Source organism: Sporosarcina sp. P13 (genome assembly GCF_002743055.1).
GTDB lineage: Bacteria > Bacillota > Bacilli > Bacillales_A > Planococcaceae > Sporosarcina.
In genome coordinates, this window is record NZ_PDYM01000060.1 from 1 (window position 1) to 5,772 (window position 5,772).

4 protein-coding genes are annotated in these 5,772 nt (G+C 40.1%); 2 read left to right on the forward strand and 2 right to left on the reverse strand.

Annotated features, from left to right (window positions below):
* A partial coding sequence (locus CSV79_RS16675) for a hypothetical protein (protein WP_199171946.1) occupies window positions 1-354 on the reverse strand: 354 nt, incomplete at its 3' end.
* 3 nt (window positions 355-357) lie between these two features.
* Entirely contained in the window at window positions 358-2,271 is a 1,914-nt protein-coding gene (locus CSV79_RS16095; RefSeq protein WP_099690066.1) for a hypothetical protein, read from the reverse strand.
* Window positions 2,272-2,675: 404 nt separating this feature from the next.
* Here CSV79_RS16095 and CSV79_RS16100 point away from each other — a divergent pair, with 404 nt between their 5' ends.
* Together CSV79_RS16100 and CSV79_RS16105 are read left to right on the forward strand one after the other, a co-directional pair.
* Entirely contained in the window at window positions 2,676-3,779 is a 1,104-nt protein-coding gene (locus CSV79_RS16100; protein ID WP_233201476.1) for a CapA family protein, read from the forward strand.
* A 169-nt stretch (window positions 3,780-3,948) separates the two neighbouring features.
* A complete protein-coding gene (locus tag CSV79_RS16105; RefSeq protein ID WP_099690068.1) occupies window positions 3,949-5,352 on the forward strand; it encodes an SGNH/GDSL hydrolase family protein in 1,404 nt (467 codons plus the stop codon).
* The last annotated feature ends 420 nt before the right edge of the window (window positions 5,353-5,772 follow it).

The window sequence follows — 5,772 nt, forward strand, 5'->3', positions numbered from 1 at the left end:
GAGCGCGGAGTCGCTTTCTATGAGCGCGGAGTCGCTTTCTATGAGCGCGGAGTCGCTTTCTATGAGCGCGGAGTCGCTTTCTATGAGCGCGGAGTCGCTTTCTATGAGCGCGGAGTCGCTTTCTATGAGCGCGGGATCGCTTTCTATGAGCGCGGGATCGCTTTCTATGAGCGCGGAGTCGCTTTCTATGAGCGCGGGATCGCTTTCTATGAGCGCGGGATCGCTTTCTATGAGCGCGGGATCGCTTTCTATGAGCGCAAACAAAAAACAGAGCTGCCCAGAAAAGTCATGACGATAGACTTTTCTAGACACCCCCGCGATTAAGCTTTTAAAATAGCTACAACTAGCCAACACTCACTATCTTTCCCAAACATTCTTCCCATTACGGTCCAAACGTTTGCGATCATACCCACTTCGATCGTAACCTTCTTCATCATAGCCGGCTTGATCATAGCCCTCTTCATCAGTGTAACCGCCACTTAGATGAAGGCCTTGGGGAGTAAAACCATTTCTATCAAAACCTTTAGTATCATACTTTGTTCCATTCAAGTGTTTACCTTCGCGATTAAACCCTCTGCGATCAAAGCCGAATCTAGTATAACCTTCCCGATTAAAGCCATTCACATCGTAACCTAGTTTATTAAAGCCATCCCGATCGTAGCCTTGTATGTTAAATCCTTTTAGACTATACCCTTGTCTATCAAAGCCTAGTTTATTAAAGCCTTCTCGATTATAACCGTCTTGATCAATGCCGAGTCGATTAAAGCCCTCTCGATCATAGCCTTGTCTAGTATAGCCTTGTATATTATAACCCGACGCATTATACCCCTCTATATCATAACCGTGTCGATTATACCCATCTCGATCATAGCCTTCTTTGTTAAAACCTCTTTTATTGTAACCTTCTAAATCATAGCCCTCTTTATCATACTGTTCTTCACTAATGTGGATACCTTCAAGCGTAAAACCTCTTCTATCAACACCGCTTTTATTAAAGCCTGTTTCATCATAACCCGCATGATCATAGCCCTGCTCATCATAGCGACTTCCATTCCTATGAATGCCTTGAGAATTAAAGCCATTTCTATCAAAACCTTTAGCATCATACTTCGTTCCATTCGCATGATTTCCTTCACGACTAAAGCCGTTTACATCACGGCCCGCTTTATCATAGCCTTCTTTATCATAGCCGTTTACGTCGTAGCCTTGTTTATTAAAACCTTCTTTATTATACCCATGTATAGTAAATCCATTTCGACCATAGCCTTCCCGATTGTATCCGAAACGATTAAAGCCCTCGCGATTATAACCTTCTTTATCGACACCCGCACGATTAAACCCATCCACATCATAGCCCTGCCTGTCATAGCCTTGTATGTTGAAGCCCGATGCTTTGAATCCATCTTTATCGTAACCGTGTTTATCATAACCGCTCTTATCATAGCCTTCTTTGTTAAAACCATTCCTATTATAACCGTCCCGGTCATAGCCAAATCTATCATATGTTATTTCACTAATATGTTTGCCATCTCGGGTAAAACCATTTTTATCGTAGCCCCTTTGATTATAGCCTGTTTCATCATGACCAGCTGAATCATAGCCATCTTCATCATAAAGACTTCCAGTCAGATGAATCCCTTGTATATTAAACCCTCTTTTATCATAGGCGGTTCCATTTGCGTGTTTACCTTCACGATTAAACCCTCTTCGATCATAACCGAATTTCGTATAGCCTTCTCGATTAAAACCATTTATGTCATAACCTAGTTTATTAAAACCATCCTGATCGTACCCTTGTCTAGTCATTCCATTTTTATCAAAGCCTTCTCGATTATAGCCCTGTTTATTGAAGCCATCCTTGTTGTAGCCCTCTACGTCATAGCCTTCTTTATTAAACCCATTCTTATGATAGCCCTGTCTATTATAGCCATCCGCTTTATATCCATCTTCATCATAACCTTGTATATTATACCCATCTTTATTAAAACCTCGTTCATTATAGCCATAACGATTGAAGCCCTCCCGATTAAATCCGTGCTTATTAAAGCCTGTCGCTTTAAAACCTTCCACATCGTAGCCTTGATTATTATAGCCATTTTTATCAAAACCTTGTTCATTAAAGCCATACATATCAAAACCGCTCGAATTATAGCCTTTTGCATTGAAACCATGACGATTATAACCATCCTTGTTAAAGCCCTGTCTGTCGTAACCTTCACGATTATAGACCCGCTCAACTGGTTGATCTTTCAACGGATCAAAGAAGTCCATACTCTACCTCCGAAAATAATTTATAAATTTTATATCGCTACGCATTATATTTCACTAAACTAGATAACTCTACAAATTTCGCGGAATGAATTGCTAGTACTCGACAAGAATACTACTAAATCGAAGAGATTCCATATAGTTAGTATATAACAAGATAGTCTATTTGAGTTGTAAATTACAAACGAAGGAGATATTTACACTTTTTAATCAATTTTTGGCATCTACTAAACTTTACTATGGTATAATTAGATGCTTTTAACGAAAGATGGCAATTTATTTGTAGTGTACATGTGAAGAAAATATGCGTACGAGGTTTACACAACTTTAACAAGTAGTTTGTCGTGAGATACGTTCAGATATATTCTGTAAACCGCGTATGTAGATATGGAGTGAAAACCGTGAAGATGAGATTGATGGTTGCTATATTAGGTGCTGTCTCTATACTATGCGCCTATATGTTATGGACCGATTATAACGAAAGAGAACATGCGATCCCAGTTGATCAAAACGAAGAAAAACCCACAGAACCAGTTGAAGAACAAACAGAAGGTAAAATAGAACAAGCCGTCATTAACACTGCCACTATAGGAATGATTGGGGATGTACTATTGCATAATCCCATCTATAGATATCCTAGCTTTGATTTTGCATTTGAAGCGGTGAAAGATAAGATGGAAGGTATTGATTTTTTACTGGCGAACCAAGAATCAATGCCGGGTGGTGTCGAACTTGGGTTGGATACGTATCCGAAGTTTAATAGTCCAAAACATATTATCGGCGATTTACAAACAGCTGGTGTAGATATGCTTACATTCGCCAACAATCACACATTTGATAAGGGCGAGATTGGCTTGCGGAATTCTATTAAGCATGCCAAAGAGTATGAGATGCCTTATGTAGGGGCTTATGAATCTTTCAAAGACCGCAAGACGCATCGGGTGGTGGATGTGAATGGCATTAAGATTGGGATTTTAGCATACACATACGGGACGAATGTGGCAATAGATTTATTGAATAAAGAATACTTGGTTAACTATATCGACCGAGACCGAATTGCGATGGAACTAGAGCAGATTAAGCCTTTAGCAGACGTTGTTATTGTCTCTTTGCATTGGGGCCCCGAGTATGTGCTTGAAACATCAGAAAAGCAAGAAGACCTCGCACAGTTTGTGGCGGATGCTGGCGCAGATGTGATTTTCGGACATCACACACATGTATTGCAGCGCTATGGAGAAGTTGATGATACGAAGGTATTTTATTCGCTCGGTAACTTTTATTCCGCGCAACCTTTTGATTACACGAACTTTGGCGGAATTGCTCGATTGACAGTGACGAAAGAGCAAGTCGGTGATGAAGTGAACGTTACAATTGACGATCCACGCTTTTTCCCGACTGGTGTAATTAGGGATCAGCAGAATCGCTTTAAAGTCGTGCCGCTACGTGATGCCCGTACGATTCCTTATAGTGAGGATTGGGTAGAAAATCATGTTGGCGTACCGAATTGGTAAGGAAATAGACAAACTGAGTATTCGCGGAACTCGACCAGACTTGCGCGGAACTCAGACTAGTTTGAGCGGAGCACCAGATATTTTTAATTAATAATTTGCAGACTTTTCTGTTTTCTCGTGCTATGCTATTCACAGTATTGTGGGTTTGGAAGATAGATAGGAGGAGGAAATGAAAAAGAACTTTTTATTTACGATAATTCTTGCACTCGTATTCAGTATGTCTATTTCTTCAACAGGTTGGGCCGCACAACCAGCAGAAGGATTTGATCCGAATGACGGAATCTATGTAAAAGCAGAAACTGATCATTATTTTAAAGGTCGCTATTCCAATGGAAGAATCTTTGCCGAATACCTAGCTAAAGAACTGGCGGGCGACTATGATAATCTTACAAATTATGCAGTAGGGGGCGCATTTACAGGCGTACTTACTGGAACCAAAGGCAAAGACGATGAACGCTCCAACTGGTCTACTTGGTTAAAAGGTTGGGGTGGCGTTCAGCAAACTAAGACCTTTCTTGCGGAAAACAACGGGAAAGCAGATCCAAAAGCACTTTATATTATAAGCGTAGGTGGAAACGATGCATATGCCGCCCAAGATCTCGGTGAAGATCGCGCAGCGGACCTTTCTAGCGACTCTGCGTTAGCCATGACAAAAAATTTACTCGAAGCTGGAGCAAAGTACGTTTTACTCCCTAATCGTTTTGAAGATGACCGAACAGACCTAACAAGTTTTGAAGACATGAGAAATCAGCAAGTAGTTGATAAAATCAATGCGTACCTTGCATCCGATGCAGCTCCAAAGGACGTCCACGTACTATATGGTCACAACCAACTACTTAATGAAAACATTGAAGAACAAGGTTTTGAAAAGTTCGGCTACAAAAGTATGGGCTTTTATTTAATTTCCGACTGGGTACCAGCTTATGGATACGCCCTAGCTTCTGAAGACAATAGCGATATCTTCCCCACAACTAAAGAACAAGAAACTCAAGGTGGGTATGGTATCTACTCTACCGACAGCAAATATTACACACCTGAAACCGCAGCATTTGAACCGAATGATTTTTACTTATACGACGAGTATCACCCAAGTAACAGAACCCATAAACACTTTGCAACATATCTGTTGAATAAAGATATTGAATCCGAAGATGGGACGTTTGAAAAAGTATATAACGGAGAAATGAATCCATTTGCGAAGGCACTTGCAAACGGAACAATTCCAAACGAGTACACAACCATTTATACGTTTGGTGACAGTAGTATTGACTCCGGTCGAGGGCTAGAAGTGACAACTACACTTGTAAAGAATCGAGTCAAAACGGAAGCAAACGACCCTTCTGCTAATCAATCAAACACAGACGATAATGAAGCTACTCATGGATCTTCATACATTGTAAAACCCGGAGATAATCTCTGGAATATTGTAAAAATGCGATACCCAGGAAAACAAACTAACGCACAAATCGCTCATGAAGTTCAAGCGATCTACCAAGCAAATCAAAATATCATCCACAATCCGCACCTAATCTATCCAAATCAAACTATTACATTACCATCTGTAAGCAAGTAAGAAATTAAAGGTATCAATCCAAAACCATTCTATTCAACATGGTCATTGGATGGATACCTTTTATTGTGTAATGAAGATTAAATAGGCCCTAAAGTGTATAACTAACATCCCATTAGAACATCCTGCTAGTATAACAGTCATGACTATTGCAACACCTATTCTTTTAACCAATTAACTCTTCCTATCCCATATGTAAATCAATATGCTAACAATTGGATAAATGATCTATTCCGTATATTGTACTATGTCTGAATTACTAGTTAGTAATATGATTCCTTAAAAAACTGGTTCAACGTCAAATGTTGGGGTGACCGATAATCCACGTCACCCTAAATGAACCCCAATTTCTTTATACTTAATAGTTAATAAGATCTTCGCTCTAAAGTGATCGAAGCGTCGATAGCCATAGGCATTGCGTTT

Bases quoted from the DNA above. Each gene is read 5' to 3' on its own strand.
- CSV79_RS16100 (WP_233201476.1), top strand. From the start codon at position 2,676: ATGAGATTGATGGTTGCTATATTAGGTGCTGTCTCTATACTATGCGCC.
- CSV79_RS16105 (WP_099690068.1), top strand. From the start codon at position 3,949: ATGAAAAAGAACTTTTTATTTACGATAATTCTTGCACTCGTATTCAGT.
- CSV79_RS16095 (WP_099690066.1), bottom strand. From the start codon at position 2,271: ATGGACTTCTTTGATCCGTTGAAAGATCAACCAGTTGAGCGGGTCTAT.